Annotated in this window: 16 protein-coding genes; 4 read left to right on the top strand and 12 right to left on the bottom strand. The window is 34.2% G+C overall.

Annotated elements, in window-relative coordinates:
* The 9 genes from ACPF9A_RS02890 to ACPF9A_RS02850 all read right to left on the bottom strand — a co-directional run bounded on the left by ACPF9A_RS02890 (window position 1) and on the right by ACPF9A_RS02850 (window position 9,144).
* The gene (locus tag ACPF9A_RS02890; RefSeq protein WP_339657629.1) at window positions 1–297 is read right to left on the bottom strand and encodes a type II toxin-antitoxin system HigB family toxin; all 297 of its coding nucleotides are present in this window, start codon (window positions 295–297) and stop codon (window positions 1–3) included.
* Window positions 298–417: 120 nt separating this feature from the next.
* Window positions 418–816, bottom strand: coding sequence for an NUDIX hydrolase (locus ACPF9A_RS02885; RefSeq protein WP_424001476.1), 399 nt, complete (start codon window positions 814–816; stop codon window positions 418–420).
* 126 nt (window positions 817–942) lie between these two features.
* Window positions 943–1,191 carry a zinc ribbon domain-containing protein gene (locus tag ACPF9A_RS02880; protein ID WP_424001474.1) on the bottom strand — a complete coding sequence of 83 codons (249 nt, stop codon included), beginning with the start codon at window positions 1,189–1,191 and terminating at the stop codon, window positions 943–945.
* A gap of 136 nt (window positions 1,192–1,327) precedes the next feature.
* Entirely contained in the window at window positions 1,328–1,657 is a 330-nt protein-coding gene (locus ACPF9A_RS02875; RefSeq protein ID WP_424001472.1) for a hypothetical protein, read from the bottom strand.
* 51 nt (window positions 1,658–1,708) lie between these two features.
* A complete protein-coding gene (locus ACPF9A_RS02870) occupies window positions 1,709–1,912 on the bottom strand; it encodes an antitoxin Xre/MbcA/ParS toxin-binding domain-containing protein (RefSeq protein WP_424001470.1) in 204 nt (67 codons plus the stop codon).
* 357 nt (window positions 1,913–2,269) lie between these two features.
* Complete coding sequence (locus tag ACPF9A_RS02865) at window positions 2,270–4,921, bottom strand: carboxypeptidase regulatory-like domain-containing protein (protein WP_424001468.1); 2,652 nt, start codon at window positions 4,919–4,921, stop codon at window positions 2,270–2,272.
* Between the two features lie 38 nt (window positions 4,922–4,959).
* Window positions 4,960–5,742, bottom strand: coding sequence for a GLPGLI family protein (locus tag ACPF9A_RS02860; protein ID WP_424001466.1), 783 nt, complete (start codon window positions 5,740–5,742; stop codon window positions 4,960–4,962).
* Window positions 5,743–6,263: 521 nt separating this feature from the next.
* Complete coding sequence (locus ACPF9A_RS02855) at window positions 6,264–7,193, bottom strand: hypothetical protein (RefSeq protein WP_424001464.1); 930 nt, start codon at window positions 7,191–7,193, stop codon at window positions 6,264–6,266.
* A gap of 877 nt (window positions 7,194–8,070) precedes the next feature.
* Window positions 8,071–9,144, bottom strand: coding sequence for a hypothetical protein (locus ACPF9A_RS02850; RefSeq protein WP_424001462.1), 1,074 nt, complete (start codon window positions 9,142–9,144; stop codon window positions 8,071–8,073).
* A gap of 990 nt (window positions 9,145–10,134) precedes the next feature.
* Here ACPF9A_RS02850 and ACPF9A_RS02845 point away from each other — a divergent pair.
* The 4 genes from ACPF9A_RS02845 to ACPF9A_RS02830 all read left to right on the top strand — a co-directional run bounded on the left by ACPF9A_RS02845 (window position 10,135) and on the right by ACPF9A_RS02830 (window position 14,460).
* A complete protein-coding gene (locus tag ACPF9A_RS02845; protein WP_424001460.1) occupies window positions 10,135–10,710 on the top strand; it encodes a TetR/AcrR family transcriptional regulator in 576 nt (191 codons plus the stop codon).
* A 68-nt stretch (window positions 10,711–10,778) separates the two neighbouring features.
* Complete coding sequence (locus tag ACPF9A_RS02840) at window positions 10,779–12,137, top strand: alpha-amylase family glycosyl hydrolase (RefSeq protein ID WP_424001458.1); 1,359 nt, start codon at window positions 10,779–10,781, stop codon at window positions 12,135–12,137.
* Between the two features lie 569 nt (window positions 12,138–12,706).
* Window positions 12,707–13,312: a tyrosine-type recombinase/integrase gene (locus ACPF9A_RS02835; RefSeq protein ID WP_423997595.1), complete on the top strand. Its 606-nt coding sequence runs from the start codon at window positions 12,707–12,709 to the stop codon at window positions 13,310–13,312.
* Entirely contained in the window at window positions 13,312–14,460 is a 1,149-nt protein-coding gene (locus ACPF9A_RS02830; protein ID WP_424001456.1) for an IS91 family transposase, read from the top strand. Before ACPF9A_RS02835 ends, ACPF9A_RS02830 begins: the two co-directional genes overlap by 1 nt.
* Before the next feature lie 289 nt (window positions 14,461–14,749).
* On the opposite strand, the gene ACPF9A_RS02825 is transcribed toward ACPF9A_RS02830, so the two are convergent.
* From ACPF9A_RS02825 to ACPF9A_RS02815, 3 genes are all read right to left on the bottom strand, one after another.
* The gene (locus tag ACPF9A_RS02825) at window positions 14,750–15,889 is read right to left on the bottom strand and encodes a hypothetical protein (protein WP_424001455.1); all 1,140 of its coding nucleotides are present in this window, start codon (window positions 15,887–15,889) and stop codon (window positions 14,750–14,752) included.
* Window positions 15,890–16,148: 259 nt separating this feature from the next.
* Window positions 16,149–16,922, bottom strand: a complete 774-nt coding sequence (locus ACPF9A_RS02820; RefSeq protein WP_424001453.1) for a CPBP family intramembrane glutamic endopeptidase — start codon at window positions 16,920–16,922, stop codon at window positions 16,149–16,151.
* Between the two features lie 101 nt (window positions 16,923–17,023).
* Complete coding sequence (locus tag ACPF9A_RS02815) at window positions 17,024–17,359, bottom strand: DUF2141 domain-containing protein (protein WP_424001451.1); 336 nt, start codon at window positions 17,357–17,359, stop codon at window positions 17,024–17,026.
* Window positions 17,360–17,375: the final 16 nt, after the last annotated feature.

The following is a 17,375-nucleotide window of genomic DNA, read 5'->3' as shown; positions in this document are numbered from 1 at the left end:
TTATAATTTATCTATATTCTTTAATTTATCATAATCCTTGTGATTACCGACCCAACGAATTAGAACTAATTTAAACTTAAATCGTACAATAGCGATAACCCTGTAATGATTACCTTTTATATTAAAGACAATTCTACCATTGCCAACATTATCCGCAGAATTAAAGGTGTTCTTTAAATCGGAAAAATTCGTCCAATCACTTTTTGCTGCTTTTTTATACCAGTCCTGTAATCCTACTTTTGCATTTGTTTCTTTATCGAAATACTCTCTAAGTTTACGAAATGATATAATTCTCATAGGGCGATTTGTAATCTACACAAATGTATTAAAAAAAATTACATAATATGTAATTAAAATACAATTAATGTAAATAAATTAATGATTATAACTCATTTTTTTTCATCCTTTATTTGAACTTCAATTTAACTCCCCAATACTTACTAGATGGCGAAATATAAGTTTATCCACCTCTGATATTCTGTCTGTATCGTTTGAATCCAACCATCTGATTTCCTCTATTTCCATATTAGGATGAAACGTTCCATTATACTGTGCTTTATAGCAAGTCATTTTAACCATTACACCTTCTTTGGCACCATCAGACTGCGCCCTAAATGTTCCAACATATGCAATAGTATCAGGGATAATATTAACTGTCAGCTCTTCAGATACTTCGCGAACCAAAGTTTGTTCATCTGACTCGCCCTTTTCTCTTTTTCCTCCTGGTATATAATATTTGAACTTGCCTTTAGATTTCGTGCTCAATATTTTACGCCCTTGGATTTCAATAAATGCAATTTTGTCTATTTCGATCATTTCATTTATCCTTTAATTACACTTTACGAATTACGACATGGTGTCCTAACTCATCATTGATTTATATTTTAATTTATGTGCTGTTTCCGGATTATCAAATTTCATAGCTTCAGTTATATATCACTACTAGTTACTTTGAGAAGCTTGATAGAGATAATTAATGAGTTTCAAAAAGTAGGGTCCTAACTGTACAAAGATTCCAAGTATTATTAAGATTATTACGATTGCCATACATCCACCGTTCAGTGTTTGAAGAAAGCAACCTTCCCTTTGTACAGGTCTTGTATCTTGATTCTTGGTATATCCGCAGTTTGGGCAAAATACAGCTTTATCGGATATTTCAGAATTGCACTCTACGCATTTGATTAATGCCATCGTGTATTTAGCTTTTTATGTTATTTCCAGACTTGGAATATTCGTTCGTTTGAACTCATTTTTAGTAAAAAAATATTTTCTTATCCACGTAGTTTTATTCATCCTTTATTTGAACTTTGGTTTTCTTATCTTCCTATTACGTCAATCGAACAACCTTAAACAAATCCTCGTTTTGTTCGTTTATAATCAACTGTACATTTTCTGGCTCATCCCAAATTATAGTTTTCAAATGGTCTATAAAGGCATTTAAATTTAAATTATTATAAGCTCCAATGTATAATGGTTTTTCCAAATACTTGCTTCCTCCATACCAGGCTTTGGCTTCGTAATTCTCCTTTCTTTGAAAATCTGCCGAAACAAGATTAATCTTGTTTCCATTAATATCGAATTCATTAACATCCTTCATTCTTTGGGATTCATCTTCGCCAACAGAAAATGATAGAATTACATTTGAAACTACACTCATTTGGGTTTATTATTGATTTTTATCTTGATAATTGCATCCTTTATTTGAACTTTAAGACAAGATACCGTGTTCAATTCTTCCTAAAGCATACATAACCTTCTGTACGCCTCTTGTACTCTTTAAAAGTGATTCAGGGGTTATCCCGCCCAAGGCTTTTGACTTTGTCTTTAACCACTTTTCAAAGTTAGTTTTATCCTCGAAAACTGATTCGCCATATTCTTTTAGTCGAATTTGTTCTTTCTTTAAGTTTTCCATTCTTTAATTTGATGGTTATTATTAACGACGTGGTGTCCTAACTTATCCTTTATTTGAACTTTCCGAATTACGATAATTTGTCATGTCTCGTATTTCATAAATACTTTCAAGTAAGAATACTTTGCCAGATTTTTCCAAACGATCCTTTACTTATTGAAGTTTTCAAAAACGAATTTGGCTTTATAATACCTAAGGCAAAGGATTTAGAGGTAAGCCAAGTTTGAAAACTAGACTTGTCTTCAAAAATAATTTCTCCAGATTCAATCAAATCGACTGTTTTTTATGTTTTTTAATCTTAAATTGAGTATTGTTGATACTGATTTGGTTTCCTAACTCATCATTTAGTATATACTTTCATTAAAATCTGTACCCTAATTTTAACAATACAAACCTTGGCATTAATCGGTATTCGGTAGTAGAACTACCAATATCACTTACCATAAAATTAGTAAAACTACGAGTATTCAATAAGTTTTTCCCTGTTAATCCTAAATTCAATTTACTTTTATATAATATAAAATTTGAATCTAGGTCCAAAAAATAGTATTTCTTTTTATTTTCAAAATTTTCAAATGAATACCTTTCAGTCTTAATAGAAATATTCCAATTGTCTTTAAAAACTAATGAAAAATCTGCAAAGCTTACATTATTAGAAAAAGTGTTAATCCCATTGGTCTCTATTGTATTTTCGGTCCATTTATTACCCAAATGATAGTTAAAAATACTACTAAAACCAGATCGTAGTTCGAAACCGTATTCGAAATTTCTTGTAGTTATATTACGTAAAGGTCCATTATTAATGCTGTTCATAAAATTTGATGCCGAATAATCTAAATTCACTTTTATATTGGAAAGTAGAAACTTTAAATAATAATCGAAATTGCCAGATAAACTTATAAATTCCCGATTCTTAGTCAGAATTTTTTCTGAAATAGCATAATTCTGTTCTAATAAAGTATTATTAGAAAAAAAATTGTGGTTTTGATTATACGTAAAAGAAGTATTGGCAAAGAAACGATCGCTCCAATTACCTAATTGATAGCTTACGTTAAGACTTGATGCTTCTAACTGATTAAACCTTCCTGTACCACTAGTAAAGCTTCTAAAACCCGTGAGTATATTGCTTTCATAAACATCTAAAATTTGGGTATTTGTAGTAGTGTTAGTCAGATTGGCAATAATTTTGTTTTTTTTGTTGATTTCCCAGTCTAAACCCAAATTTGAGGTAATGAAAAATGGATTTTGTGTTTGATATTCATCCCGTAAAGCTAATCGGTTAAATAATTGATGAGCATCTAATTTGGCAGAAATACCAAGTCGGTTTAAATCCCATCTGTAAAAGCTTTTTAAGTAAAGCTCATTCACCTGGTAGCTTGTAATATTTTGAAAATCTTCAGGGCTTTCTAATAATATTGAATCTTGTAATATAGAAAAACTACTTAATAAATTATTCTTCCTGTTAATATTACCCAATTGTATTTCAAAAAGATTGCCGTTATCCATTCTATTCAAAATATGGGTATTGAAACCAAAAAACTGTAACCTGTTCTGAACAGTTTGAATTACGGTATTAGCAGTGCCCAATCTTGGAAATAGATCTTGATAAAGAAACTGGTCTAAAGAGTAATTTTGAGGAGATATCTCATCTATATACCTGCCAGTCATAAGAAGAACTTTTTTATCCTCGTACTTATTGGTATAAACTATTTTTTGATCGTACAAAGTGTTATTATATTGAAGGGATTCTAAAGTCGCTGTACCATTAAAATTCAGTTTAGATGTGTCATCGAAATTACCTTTGTTGAATTTGGTAGTTGCCTCCAATTTTTGTGTTGCAGATATATTATAAGTCAAATCTGTTTTACCAAAAAAAATTTTTTCGGAGTTGTGTAGCATATAGTCTTCCGAATTTATGAAGTTGCTCCCATTAGCATCAACTTCGGTTATACTGTTCCTGAAAAAACCCTTCTCATCCCAATTGAAAAACGCCAAAGTCTTTACCTTTAATTTTGCTGAAGGATTAAAAATGGCATTCAAAGAAGCTAGCTCATTGTTGTTAAAATTGGTACGAATGGCTTTAAAACCTAAAATATCCTTAGTTAGGCTAATTACATTATCTAGAGTCTCGTTATCTCCCAAACTCGCAGGTTCGTTGCTTCTATATGGTTGTACCAATTGTGTAATATCTCCAGTTGCGTCTTCACCTATATTATTTAAGCTGGTTAAAAAATAATATTTATTATTTTTACCAAAGTTCATGAGATTTGCCTTAGCTTGATAACGATTTTCTGTCACCAACCCATATGCATGCTCAATATTTCCAAACCAGACCCGCTTAGATTCTTCCTTTAATTTTAGGTTAAGTGCGACCTTATTACTATGCTCCACACCTTTAAGCAAACTATTATTCGAAAAATTTTTAAGAATTTCTAAAGATTTGATTGGATAGGCGGGCATATTTTTAGATAAAATTTTATAGCCACTTTCAAAAAAATCGTCGCCATCAATCATCAATTTTTCAATTTCTTGATTACCTACCTTTATGGTGCCGTTTAAATCCACATTAAGCCCAGGAATTTTTCTTAATAAATCTTCTAAAGAATTTTCATTGCCGTCAGTAAAAACATCTACTAAAATGGAAATAGTGTCTTTTTTAATTCTCATTACCTCTTCCGCACTAACCATGACTTCGTTGAGTTCAGTAATTTTTTCTAATAATACGGCTTTAATATTTGGTTGAGTCTGTGAGTCTCTTATACTGAGCACATATGACCAAGTGTCATAACCAAGTGCATTAACTTTTAAATCATACTCACCTATTCTATTAATAATAATCTGAAATTCTCCAATGTCATTGGTATAAGTATAGTACTCCACAATATTTGAATCATCCTGACTTATGGTTACACTTGCAAGAGGCACAGGCTCATATGAAAAATCCAGAACCTGCCCCTTTACTTTTATCTTTTCTTGACAAAACATGGTTAATGAAAAAAAAAATACTCCCAATAAAATTAATTTTGGTATGTAATCATAACAATTTGTACTCAATTTTTTGTTGATTCAAAAATTTCTAATGCATTTTGTCTAGCCTGTCTCACAGCTTCTTCTGTAGGCATAGGTAGACTTGATCCTTGGGGAAGTCTTGAATTAATGTAACTGATTGTAGCTTGATGTTCCTCTTCTAAAATTTCTTTATAATCTTCTAAGGAAATTACATCCTTTAAATTCAAAGTTTTAATTTTATTTTCAAATTCTTGCCCCCCTTCTCCTAACTTTATTGAAGTTGCAATTATTGAATATGCACCTGAAGTTTCACTTACCTCAAGAATGAGTCCGCTTAGCCCGCTTAGTTTCCATGGTCCGAATGGAACAGGTATATCATTGGTAAACCAGACTACATAAGTTCTGCCTCTATAAGCACCTTTAGCCTTTTGACATAAGAATGTACCTATATTTTTGGTTTCTTTCAGTAATTCCCATTGAATCTGCTCAACACTATCTTTAACTGTAAGCAACTCCATGCCTAGGACTTTTCTAAAATAGCTTACATTACTCTTTAAATCAAAAGAAACGTATTCAGGAGTTTCTAAATGGTATGAGTAAGAAATGGCAAAAGTACCATCTTCGTTTTCATTTATTGTTTCACCTTTTCTACTTTTATCAATTTCCTGTTCATACATTGACCCTTTTGAATTAAAGAAAAGAGTGTGTTTTTCTTTAGTTCCAGGGTTATAACTTTCAATATATTCAATATGACCTTCAATAGAACTCTTTTGTGCGCTAACATAGGTGGAAATGAAAACAATGATTATCAAATATCTTTTCATATATGATTTTTTATAATGAAAAAGACCTCTATATTAATATGCTATTATAGAGGTCAATTTAATAGTTAATAATTACTTCTGTGGGCATCGAATTTCTTTACAACCACTACAATGAGTAGTACCTTGCATGTCGGTAACACACGATTGACAAGAAAAACATTTTTCAAATGTAACAGCTTCACCAACCGAATTATCTGAAATTGGTACAAAAGAGAACATTATTAATAATAACGGGATAAAAAATAATTTTTTCATAATTAAAAATTAAAGTTAAATTAATTTCCTCATTATTTTTTGCGCAAAACTTTAAGGCTTATTTCAAAAGTATATTTAAATGTCTAAAAACCATTATAGTAAAACCTTAGAAATATTGAGGACATTGCATTATTTTCTTTAAAAACTGAAAAACTAATCCTTTAAAGAAACTCTTAAGTTTAATATTTTTTCGCCGACATTATGTCCAAACTCATCTATATTTATAAATCGAGTAATATTGCAGTTTTAGGTTTCTCTTTACACAATCAACTCAATTCCTTTGATATATCTACCTTATATCGTTCTTTTAACTTTTTAACTAATACTTCACTTTCACAAGGTATGTTTTGTAATGTATCGTAAACCCATTCCTTGAGATTCTCAACACCCATTTTTTCTTCCAATCTTTTGAATAACAGATATGAACCATAGTATCTTGCTGATTGATTTACATTATCTTCGATCATATCTTGTGGTGAAATATTAAAAGTAGCACCAGGCGGTGTCCTACCATTTTCATCAAAATATTTTTTACCCTCCGGTGTCAGTTGTTTAATTATGGATTCTGGCTTTACGGCTATACCACCCCATGAAGCCAGATTTAGTTTCCCATCTGCTTTTATGACACTATCGTATTGTTTTTTACGACTATTTAATAATGCTTCGAATAATTCAGGTTGTAAATTACGTGTCACCTTGAATTCTGACCATACTGCCTGTCCTTCTTCAAACCACCTGGGCAAATCATCACAGGTTACGAAGTGTTCTTGCAAAGCGTGAACCTGTTCGTGTCCAATTAGGTCGTAAATTTGATTTTCAGCTTTTTGAGATAGATTGTCAGTTCGATTTTGTATAATCCATCTTGTTGTTCCAAACGCTGGTGCCAAATAGTTCGCATCATTAACAAACGCAACATCTGCCCAATTTATTTTTTCTCCATTTGAAATATGAAATTTGAGAATCTCCCTATATATTCTTAACAAATGGCTAATTGCCTCCATAGCCGCATTTTCATTATTTTCATCAAAATACACCTTGAATTCTATATTTTTTTCCTCGCCTTTAACAATGTAAAAGGCTAAATCTTTATCAGCAAAACTGTGTTTTTGATAAGTGTAATCCTTTCGATTACATGAAAATAAAACGAACATTATTGATAATAGGCAAACCCACTGAAATTTAAATAATTTTATCATTTTAACATTTTTTTTGCAAATACGCCGCAATAAACCAATAGAATAACTATTGACATCCTATTTCTTTCCAAGTTAAGAATTAGTTTAAATAATCCTTTATTTGAACTTTGATAACGGCTCGTGTCGAGTAGACAAGGGGAATTTCACCCCGAGCCTCTCACAGAACCGTACGTGATAGTCTCCCATCATACGGCTCTTCTAACTTAACTTTCAAAGATAGCTCATCCTCTTTCAAGTTGGCAAATTGTACGTTAAATTAGCTAATCCCTTCGCTCCAGTTTCATTACAAAACTTTCATTACTACTACGGATTAGTCCGCCCCTATACCAAGCATTGCTATTCTGCCTCTAGTTTGCGCTATTGTGCATTTCACTTTGCATCTTAGTACAGGTTCCCGAGTTCCGTAAATAAGCCCGAATAATGGTCATGCCTCCTAAATGACGCCTGCCGCCCAGCCAATAAGCAGATGACCGCCGGACTTGTAATGTTTGTCATACTTCAAACACTTTTGACAGAAGGTTGCACTTTCTCGACACTTCATCAGAGGTTTATTTGCATTCATCTCCATTATTCATACCTGACCAGCTCTTGGCATAGCCTTTTCCATAACGCTCAATACCTTGGCTCTTTACCAAAGCACCTTATGGTGGTTTGATGCTCTCCCCTGCAGGACAACATCGGTGGGTCGGTTCCACCATCTTATAAACAGTTGCGTAACGATTTTCAGCCGTTCGTTACTCTCGGCACACGTATGGTTAGTTGCGTGGTTAAGCAACTAATTTAGCAAATAAATCACAGATAGAATATTCCGCAGGAATGTTCGTAAGTCGGCAGTAACCTAGCAATTAATTATACACGGCTTAGCATTAGTACTTTTCTATTTTATAATTTTTTTCGATTCCATTTTCGAAAGAACTTCCTCTAACTCTCCAAATATTGAAATGTCATAATTGGTCGGAACACCTTTTATCAATTCAATTTCTTGAACATTTCTATTGCTATAATTTAATGAACTACCTCCATCAATTAATCCACTAGTTGAGCATTGATTTAACTGTACAGATGTTGATTCAGTCATCAAAAATTTATTTTCTAATTCAGAACATAATCCTCTCGTTTTGTTTTCTTTTACAGGTAAAACAATGTTTAAGAATTCTCCCTTTGATAAAGAATCTTTAAAATTGATATGAGTTGTTTGATATGAAATTCCATCTATTCTGTTATCTTTTCTAACCCATTGTAACAATAATTGTGGAATGATATATTCAGGCTTGAAATAGTCTTCATAATTCCTTACACGAACAGAACTGGCAAAAACTAGTGGCCAAATCATTAAATATTTATAATATTCATATGGTAATTTATTACTGCCTTTTGGTGGTGATAAATCTATTACTTTTAAACGTTCGGTATTCTCAAGTCTTACTATTTGAAAGTCATTTAAGTTTGGTCTATTTAATTCCTCCCAACAAACATAAGATGAGTTTCCAAGGTAAAGTGATGGAAATCCTGGAATACTAAATCTTTGGGTTTTTATTTTACCTCTTAAATCAAAAGGTATGTGGAAAAAATTTTCAGGTTTGAGAGGGAAATTTAGTTTATGAATTCTAATTCTATAAAAATCTGTGTCGGAATGAAATTCTCTGACATTTAGTATTTCTTCAAAGTCTTTTAGATTACTATTTAATCCTTTTTCTAATTCTGAAAGTGCTGACGCTGGTTTTCCTGCATAATAATTTGAAATAGCAGATTTTAATTGTTGGACTAAATGATTTTGGCGTTCCTTAATTCTGTCTATATCAAAAGTTATGTCTTCGAAGTATTCGATACTTTCTAGTTTTTCTAAGAACTCTTTAAAAACCCGATTTATAAATATTTTATAATCTTCTTTTGGACCTTGAACTCTTGGTAAATTAAAAAAATCGTCATTTAAGAAGTCTGTTATTTTCATTTAGTTCTGTATGCGTTTCTGTATTAATGCTAACGGTTTAGCGTCGAGTAGACAAGGGGAATTTCACCCCAAGCCTCTCACAGAACCGTACGTGATAGTCTCCCATCATACGGCTCTTCTGACTTGATACACAAAGATAGCTCATCCTCTTTCAAGTTGGCAGGTTGTGTATTAAACCAGCTCATCCCTTTGCTCCATTTCCATTACAGAAACTTCATCACTACTACGAATGAGTCCGCCACTACATATACTTTTGGTATTCTACCTCTAGGTTGTGCCTATTGTGTATTTCCCTTAGCACGTATATGCAGCTTCCCAAGTTCCATAACTAAGCCCGAATAAAGTTCTTGCCACCTGAATGACGCCAGCCCCACAGAAAATAAATAGGTTACCCCTGTGATTAATGTTCTTTCAAACACTAGTTTTAACTCCGTATCATACTTCGTAGCTTTTGACTGGATGTACCTACTTCTCGACACCTCTTCAGTGGTTCACTTTCGTTCAACTCCTTTATTCATACCTGCCAACCTCGTGGGTTGGATTCTCCTAAACGCTCAGTACCAAGGCTGTTAACCAAAGCACCTTTAGGTGGTTTAGAGCCATCGCCTATACAACGACTCTGATGGATCTACCATCATCTTAATTACAGCATGCAGCACAGTTTATTACCATGACTGCTTCTTGGCACACTATGAACAGTACGGGAGCAAACCGGCGTTTACTTTCCCCCACTCACATAGCAAAATCTTTTGGTTTTGTTTTTTCTTTTTTTTCGACAAAGCAAAATCCCAAAGATTTTGTGGACTTGGTAAATATACGCAAACCTTCGGAAAAGCCCGCAGCCCGTATTGTTTATAGGTTTTGTTACCCATAGTAGCGACCCATCTGAGTAAGTACGTCCTACTTCATTCGTTTTCTTCCGCACGAGTAATAAGTCCATGAGATAAGTTCAATTAAAAAGGTATTTTTGTTACTACTAAAAACAAAAGTTTGCCAAACGAAGACAATAGAACTCAAATCCTTGCGCACGCTCTCGAACTTTTTTCAAAACGTGGATATGACGTTGTCGGAATACAAGAGCTAGTAAAAACCGTAGGTGTATCAAAACCAACTCTTTACCATTATTTTGGAAGTAAAAAAGGACTTTTGGAGATTTTGATTAAAGAGAAGTTAGAGCCTTTCAAAAATCAACTTGCATTATTAGCTGATTATAAAGGCGACCTACCGTTTACCCTTAGAAAGATTACCGAACACTATTTTAATTTTGCGATTACGGAACCAAAGTTTTGTAGACTGAATCTTTCCTTGTCGTTCCCGATACCAGAAAATGAAGCATATCTCGTGATGAGACCTTGGATTCAAGCACAGCGAGCGATATTGGAAGAAATGTTCAAGTCAGCGTCTGTCGACCATGGTAATATGATTAATCGTCAACATCATTTCGCAAATTCTTTTCTCTTTTTTTTAAACGGACAAATAGCTTTGATTTATACTGAAAATGCGAAGGTTGACGAACAATTAATTTGGAATACCGTACAACAGTTTTCACACGGTATTTATTCTTGAATGAATAAAACACTTTTATTTTTTTGGCAGTATACCGAATGGTAGGTATATTAGCTAAAAAATAAATTATGCAATCACAAAATTGGGTCGAGAAAAGTATTTTTTATCATATATATCCGCTTGGTATGTTGGGTGCGCCGAGTGTAAATGATTTTGTTAAGGAACCTAAACCCTTGTTAGAAGATTTACTACCATGGCTAAACCATATAAAGGAAATTGGATGTAATGCGCTTTATATTGGTCCGTTGTTCGAATCGACCAGCCACGGTTACGATACGGTGGACTATAATGAAATTGACCGCAGGTTAGGTACAAACGATACTTTCAAAAAACTTATGCGGAAAGCGAAAGAACTGGATATCAGAGTGGTGCTTGACGGGGTTTTTAATCATGTAGGGAGGGATTTTTTCGCTTTCAAAGATGTACAGCTGAATGGTAAAAAGTCTGATTATATAAACTGGTTCTCGAATTTGGATTTTAATAGACCAAGCCCGCTTGGAGATAAATTTTCCTATGAAGGATGGAACAATCATTATAATCTAGTAAAATTGAATTTGGGTTGTGAAGAGGTTAAAAGTTATTTGTTCAATGCTATTCAAGAATGGATTCTAGATTTTGGAATCGATGGACTGAGACTTGATGCCGCAGATTCGATTGAATTTGAATTTTTTAAGGAATTGAAGAAGTTTTGTATGAAGCTCCGCCCTAATTTTTGGTTAATGGGTGAGGTAGTCCATGGCGATTATAGTCGGTGGGCGAATAAGCTTATGCTCAATTCAACTACAAATTATGAATGTTATAAGGGTTTGTATTCTAGCCATAATGATTTAAATTATTTTGAGATTGCATATTCGCTTAACAGGCAGTTCGGTTCGGAGGGCATCTACAAAGACCTTTTGCTATATAATTTCGTGGATAATCATGACGTAGACAGAGTTGCCATTAAATTGAAAAAGCCCGAACATCTCTATCCATTGTACGCATTACTTTTTACGATTCCAGGAATTCCGTCCATTTATTATGGAAGCGAATGGGGAATTGAAGGAAAAAAGCGACCTCACGATGATAGTCCATTACGACCGCACCTAACTTTTCAGAATTTGGTTTCTAAAGTGAAACATCCTGAACTTGTAAAGTCCATTAGGCGTTTTGCTCAAATTCGCAAAGAAAGTCAAACACTCCAAAATGGGGATTATAAGCAACTTTTCATTGACCACCAACAATTCGCCTTTTCCAGAAGTTTAGGAAAGGAAACCACAATAGTTTTAGTTAATTCATCGGACGAAATAGCAACTGTCCAAATACCCATGCCAACAAAGTCCGATTACATTTTTAAAGATTTGCTAGACGTCGAGAATTCCATTTGTTTAAAAGATGGCATTTTGAAAGTTGAGATTCCCTCGAATTGGGTTCGCATTTTAGTTTAACAAACTCTAAATGCGTACTTTTTAAAATTGGTAGTTTATTTTTTGAGCTATTATGGGTAACGGCAAAGGCTATGATGTAGTTGCGTGGTAAATATACGAACTTCGCTCGGGATGACCAAATTTTGAAAAGTCGGAGACTTTTCAAAGCGATGCTGAACGAAGCAATTACTTATAGCCATTGTTGAACTAATCCTCGTGCCTCGGAAGCTTTTAGTTTGATTATAAAAATACATTATCTTAATGAGTTCATTAAAATCTTAGCATGATGTATTTAAAAAAAGTCAAAGACGATTTTAGAGGTCGCCTTATCAGAAGTCCCCAGATTTAAAGAACTAGCCCTTACTTTAGAAAAGAGTTTTGCCATTAATGGTAAAGCTATCAGTACACTGCGCAACTACCTGCGCTGTCTTGCACACCTGGCCATTTATTACAAATGTAGTCCAGAGGCCCTTAATGAGGAGCAAATAAACGACTATCTCTACCATTGCCAGAACCTGCACAAGACCCCTTCGGAGAGCTTTTTTAAACATACCATCTATGGGCTTCGTGCTGCCTATAAGGTTATGGGGATGGATAAAAAACGCATCAGACTTCCACAGATAAAAAGACAGAAAGACCTTCCTTTGGTACTTAACAAAAAAGAGGTTCGTGAATTATTAAAGGCTCCCAAATACTTAAAACATCGTTTGATATTAGCGATGCTCTACGGCTGTGGTCTGCGCAGCTATGAACTCTGTAATCTCTTACAAGCAGATATAGATTTTGATAGAAAGACTGTGTTTGTGAAAAAACAAAAAGGAAAGGTAGACCGTTATCTTCCCTTGAGTCCCCACCTTGCCCGTGGCCTGAAAACGTATTTCAGGACAGAAAACCCCGTAAAATATGTTTTCAATAGTCAGGTTACCAAAGACGGGGAGGCAGGCCCTCTTACCACAAGGGGCATCCAATGGGTTATCAAGGAATGCCGCTCTAAAGTAAACACCCAAAAGAAATTTACCGCACATACCCTTCGCCATTCCTATGCGACCCACTTACTGGAAGATGGGATGAATATCATGAGTCTAAAGGAACTGCTAGGCCACGCTCATATTGAAACTACCATTGTGTATTTACAGGTGTCCAATATGGGTAGCTCTATGAAGTTTAGTCCACTAGATACTTTATTTACACCCTAGTGCATCCTACATATAAGGTGGCAGATGTGCTGAATTTAGAAGTAGACCATCTGCAGGATATTACTCATAATAGTTGGAACGCGCGAGGGCTGCACGCCATACGTAAATGTCGTACTAAAGCCCTTGGCGGACATTTAGACTGGTGTATGGAGTGTAACAAGCTGCATTTACAATTTAATTCTTGTCGCAACAGGCATTGTCCTACCTGCCAAGGTCATAAGCAGCAAGAGTGGATAGCAGCCAGATCGCAAGAGCTTCTTGCTGTGCCCTATTTTCATGTAGTCTTCACATTACCAGACAGTCTTAATCCTGTGGCACTGCGCAACCCTCAGGTATTGTATAAGATTTTGTTTGATACCGTTTGGGAAACACTCACTGCCTTTGGGAACAATCCCAAGCATCTGGGCGCAAAATTGGGTATGATAGCTGTCTTGCACACCTGGGGACAGAATTTACAATTGCACCCACATTTACATTGCATAGTACCCAAGGGAGGGGTCTCAAAAGCTGGGTTTTGGAAAAAGGGAAAAGGGAAGGATAATTTTCTGTTTTCGGTAAAAGCAATAAGCAAAAAATACCGAGGACTTTTTGTGGCAAAATTACGCAAGGCATTACCAGATTTGCCACAATCTCTATATGACAGTCTATTCAAAAAAAAGTGGGTGGTGTATGCCAAACCTCCTTTTGGAAGACCGGAACATGTCATTGAATATTTGGGTAGGTACACGCATAAAATAGCGATTAGCAACCACCGAATATTGAATATCAATAATGAAAAAAGCGAAGTAACTTTTAGCTTAAAAGACTATCGTAAAGGTGGCCAAAAAACAACAATGACCCTCACGAACAAGGAATTTATACGGCGTTTTCAACTCCATATACTCCCTAAAGGATTTACCCGAATACGCCATTATGGGTTTTTGAGTAGTAGTTGGAAAAAGGAGAAACTAACGCTCTTACAACTGCAAGTAGCGGATAAGGATTTATTACATATTGAAACACTTGTAAGACCAGAGAAATCGCTGCACAGGATTTGCCCTAGCTGTAAAAAAGGGGAATTAATCACCCTTTTAACCTTTGATAGCCGTGGCCCACCACAGGATTACCAAAAGACCATAAAACGTAAACTATTGAAATTCAATGTGTAAGAATGGTGCTGAAAAGTGCCCTAGCATACTACTGCCCAAAACGAAGGAAAAACAGGTAAAACCACGCAAATACTCAAAAGGAGTATGGGTTTTACAGCAAAAATTTCTTCATTATGTGGTTTTCTGCAAAAAAGAAAACTGTAGCACCATATAACAATGACCTGCTTCCTTGCCAAGGTCTAGACAAACTTCACGAATTACCCCTTATTTACAAACCCCGGATCAGTCAACAAGTCATATAGCGCTAGCCTATCGGCGCGCCATATGCTTAGTTATTACCAACTGTTTTTTACTGTTTCTTTCCGTATTTCTTCATTTCAGCTTTGGTCATAATACCTGCATTACCAGTATATCTACCATTTTTATAAAATAATACCCATTCTTTTTCTCCCTCTTCGTTATAAATATATCTTTCTCCGTTCCCATTCTTCAAAGTCCCTTTATCCTGTGGCTTGCCATCGGGACCAAAATTTGAAATAACTTCCCACGGAATACCATTCTTGTAAATAACCTCACTCCATATTGAGCCATCAGGGTATTTGAAAACATATTTTCCATTAAATGAAGGTGCTAAATCTATTGTTTCTATTATTTTGATGCCAGGAACAATTGCCGCAAAACCACCGGTCTTATCATTGATTGTACCATGTACTAGACCAGTTATAGTTGGCTGAACACCACTTTCCGGTCTAAATTCACTTTTCTTAACAGAAAACACACGCATTACTGGACCACCACTGAATCCAGAAATGCTAGGGTCATCTAGAAGAAAAAATGGATTTAAAATCTTGTTATCAAATCTTGGTAAATAGATAATATCGCTTGCAGGTCGTAAATTTTTTGTGACGGGAGCAATAGAATTAAAAGAAACTCCAAGACCAAGAGGAAAACCAAAAACTGTTATCTCCTCTAAACGGTCAGGTCCTTCTAATTTGTCCATAATTCCAGATACACCAATAAATCCTAAATCTAGTTTTTCAAAGTAATCAGTTTCAATAATATCAAGTGGTATATGTAGTACAGCTACATCAGCTGTTGGATGTAAAATCCAATTTATGCTTTTTGGATTACCTTTTATAAGTTTATCTATCGTTATTTCTCTCTTGTTACCTTTTTTACTTTGGTAGGTCAATTTAGTATTTAAGGATAAACCTTTGGCAACATGAGCAGCAGTTACAAGATAAACATCGAAGTCATTGTTAATGAAGAATCCTGTTCCTAACTTAAATCCCTTTAACTCTTTCAGTTTTCCATTCTTGGGGTCTTTAAGTACAATTTCATACTCTTTATTATTGACTATGTTGGTCGCAGGAATAGAGTCTGTTATATAAACAATTGAACTGAAAAGGTCTCGAATGTCAATGTCTTTATTTTGTGCAACTATTTTATTTGCAAAACAACAAATAAGTACCAGTAAAGTATATTTCATGAAAGTAGTGGATTTAGTTTTTAAATAGTTGGTAACGATGGGGCTATGGCAAGTGGGGCAGTTGATTAGCGCTTACTTTTGGTCTTGTACTAAGCCAAATCTTTTGCATTTTGTTTTTATCTTTTTTTATTTAAAAGCCAAATCAAAAGATTTGGTGACCTCGCAAATATACACAAGCTTTTGAATTAAGAACTTACCGCCCTATTTGCTATAGCCTGTGTTGTGGTGCGTTTTTATGCGTTATGTTTTGATTCCGTTGTCAATATTTGAAAGTCCAAACGGCTGCCATGATGTCCATCATTGCATGTGCAATTATAACGGGTGTAAGTCTGCCAGTTTTCATAAATGATATCATTAGTCCAATTACTAATGGTAAAAATGAAAAAAATCTCCATGAAATATACTTCCAATCAGCTATAAAAGGTAGAAAACTGTGTTGTAATGCCCAGAAGAATCCAATAAATAATAAAGCTTTTTTAGCTCCAAATTTGCATAATAATCTTGGTAAGCTATAACCGTTATAGGTCAATTCTTCGATTACGCACCAAATAATCCACCAAATTGCTACGCTATAAATATAGGCCCAAGTAGGCAATACTCTTTCAGCGAGTTGACCTGAAATTAAATTTAATGTAGATTCATTGAAAACCAGCATTCCAATACCTACGGGGTAAAGTAGACCAAGAATAGGAAATATAATTAAAAATATGATAAAACCAATTTTTAGGTCTTTCCAAACTTTTTCACGGTCAAAATCCAGTAATGAAGAAATCTTCTTATTTTCTTTCTTTAAAAAATAGATAATCAGCGAAAGACAACCTAAGTCTACCAAAGAGCCATATACTGTCCACCAAGAGGAAGCACTTTCCCAAGGATTTTGGTCATTGTTAAGTTTTAAAATCAATGCTATCAATGATTGCGCAAGTAGTAAAAAAATAGACCTTGAAATGACAATTATAACTACAAACTTTACCGTTAAATCGGTTTTCGAGATTTTATCAAGATTCTTTAAGTTATTTGGAATTTTATTCATTTACTTCAGTTTTCGCTTGGTTTCTACATCGGTATTGTTGTGATGGGACAATTGAGGTTTTTATTTGAAATATTTAATAAAGAATAACCAAATTGTTGAATTTAATATTTTGGTGACATTTTAATCTTGATATTAGTTGAAACATTAAATAACCAATATTTGAAATCTTTAGGACCAAACATATTGTAGGCATCGTTAGAAAAGCCGTATCCTTCTTTTGGTATTCCCATCCAATTGTTATCCAAAACATCGTTTGAGTTTTCGTCGTGAAAATATTTTGCTGCGTATTTGCCACTTTTAAGGGCTTCAAATACAATTATGCAAGTGTTATTTTTAATAGCCACTTCTACACCCTTTACGCTTTCATTGCTTTCGTCCAATAATTCGAGTAAAACAACTCCTTCATTACTTTTTAGTTTTGTAATTACAATTTCCAACTTGTTTTGAGCAGAC

It is taken from the genome of Maribacter sp. IgM3_T14_3, from assembly GCF_049603095.1.
In the GTDB taxonomy this organism is placed as follows: domain Bacteria; phylum Bacteroidota; class Bacteroidia; order Flavobacteriales; family Flavobacteriaceae; genus Maribacter.
This window is presented reverse-complemented; position numbering and strand designations above follow the sequence as displayed.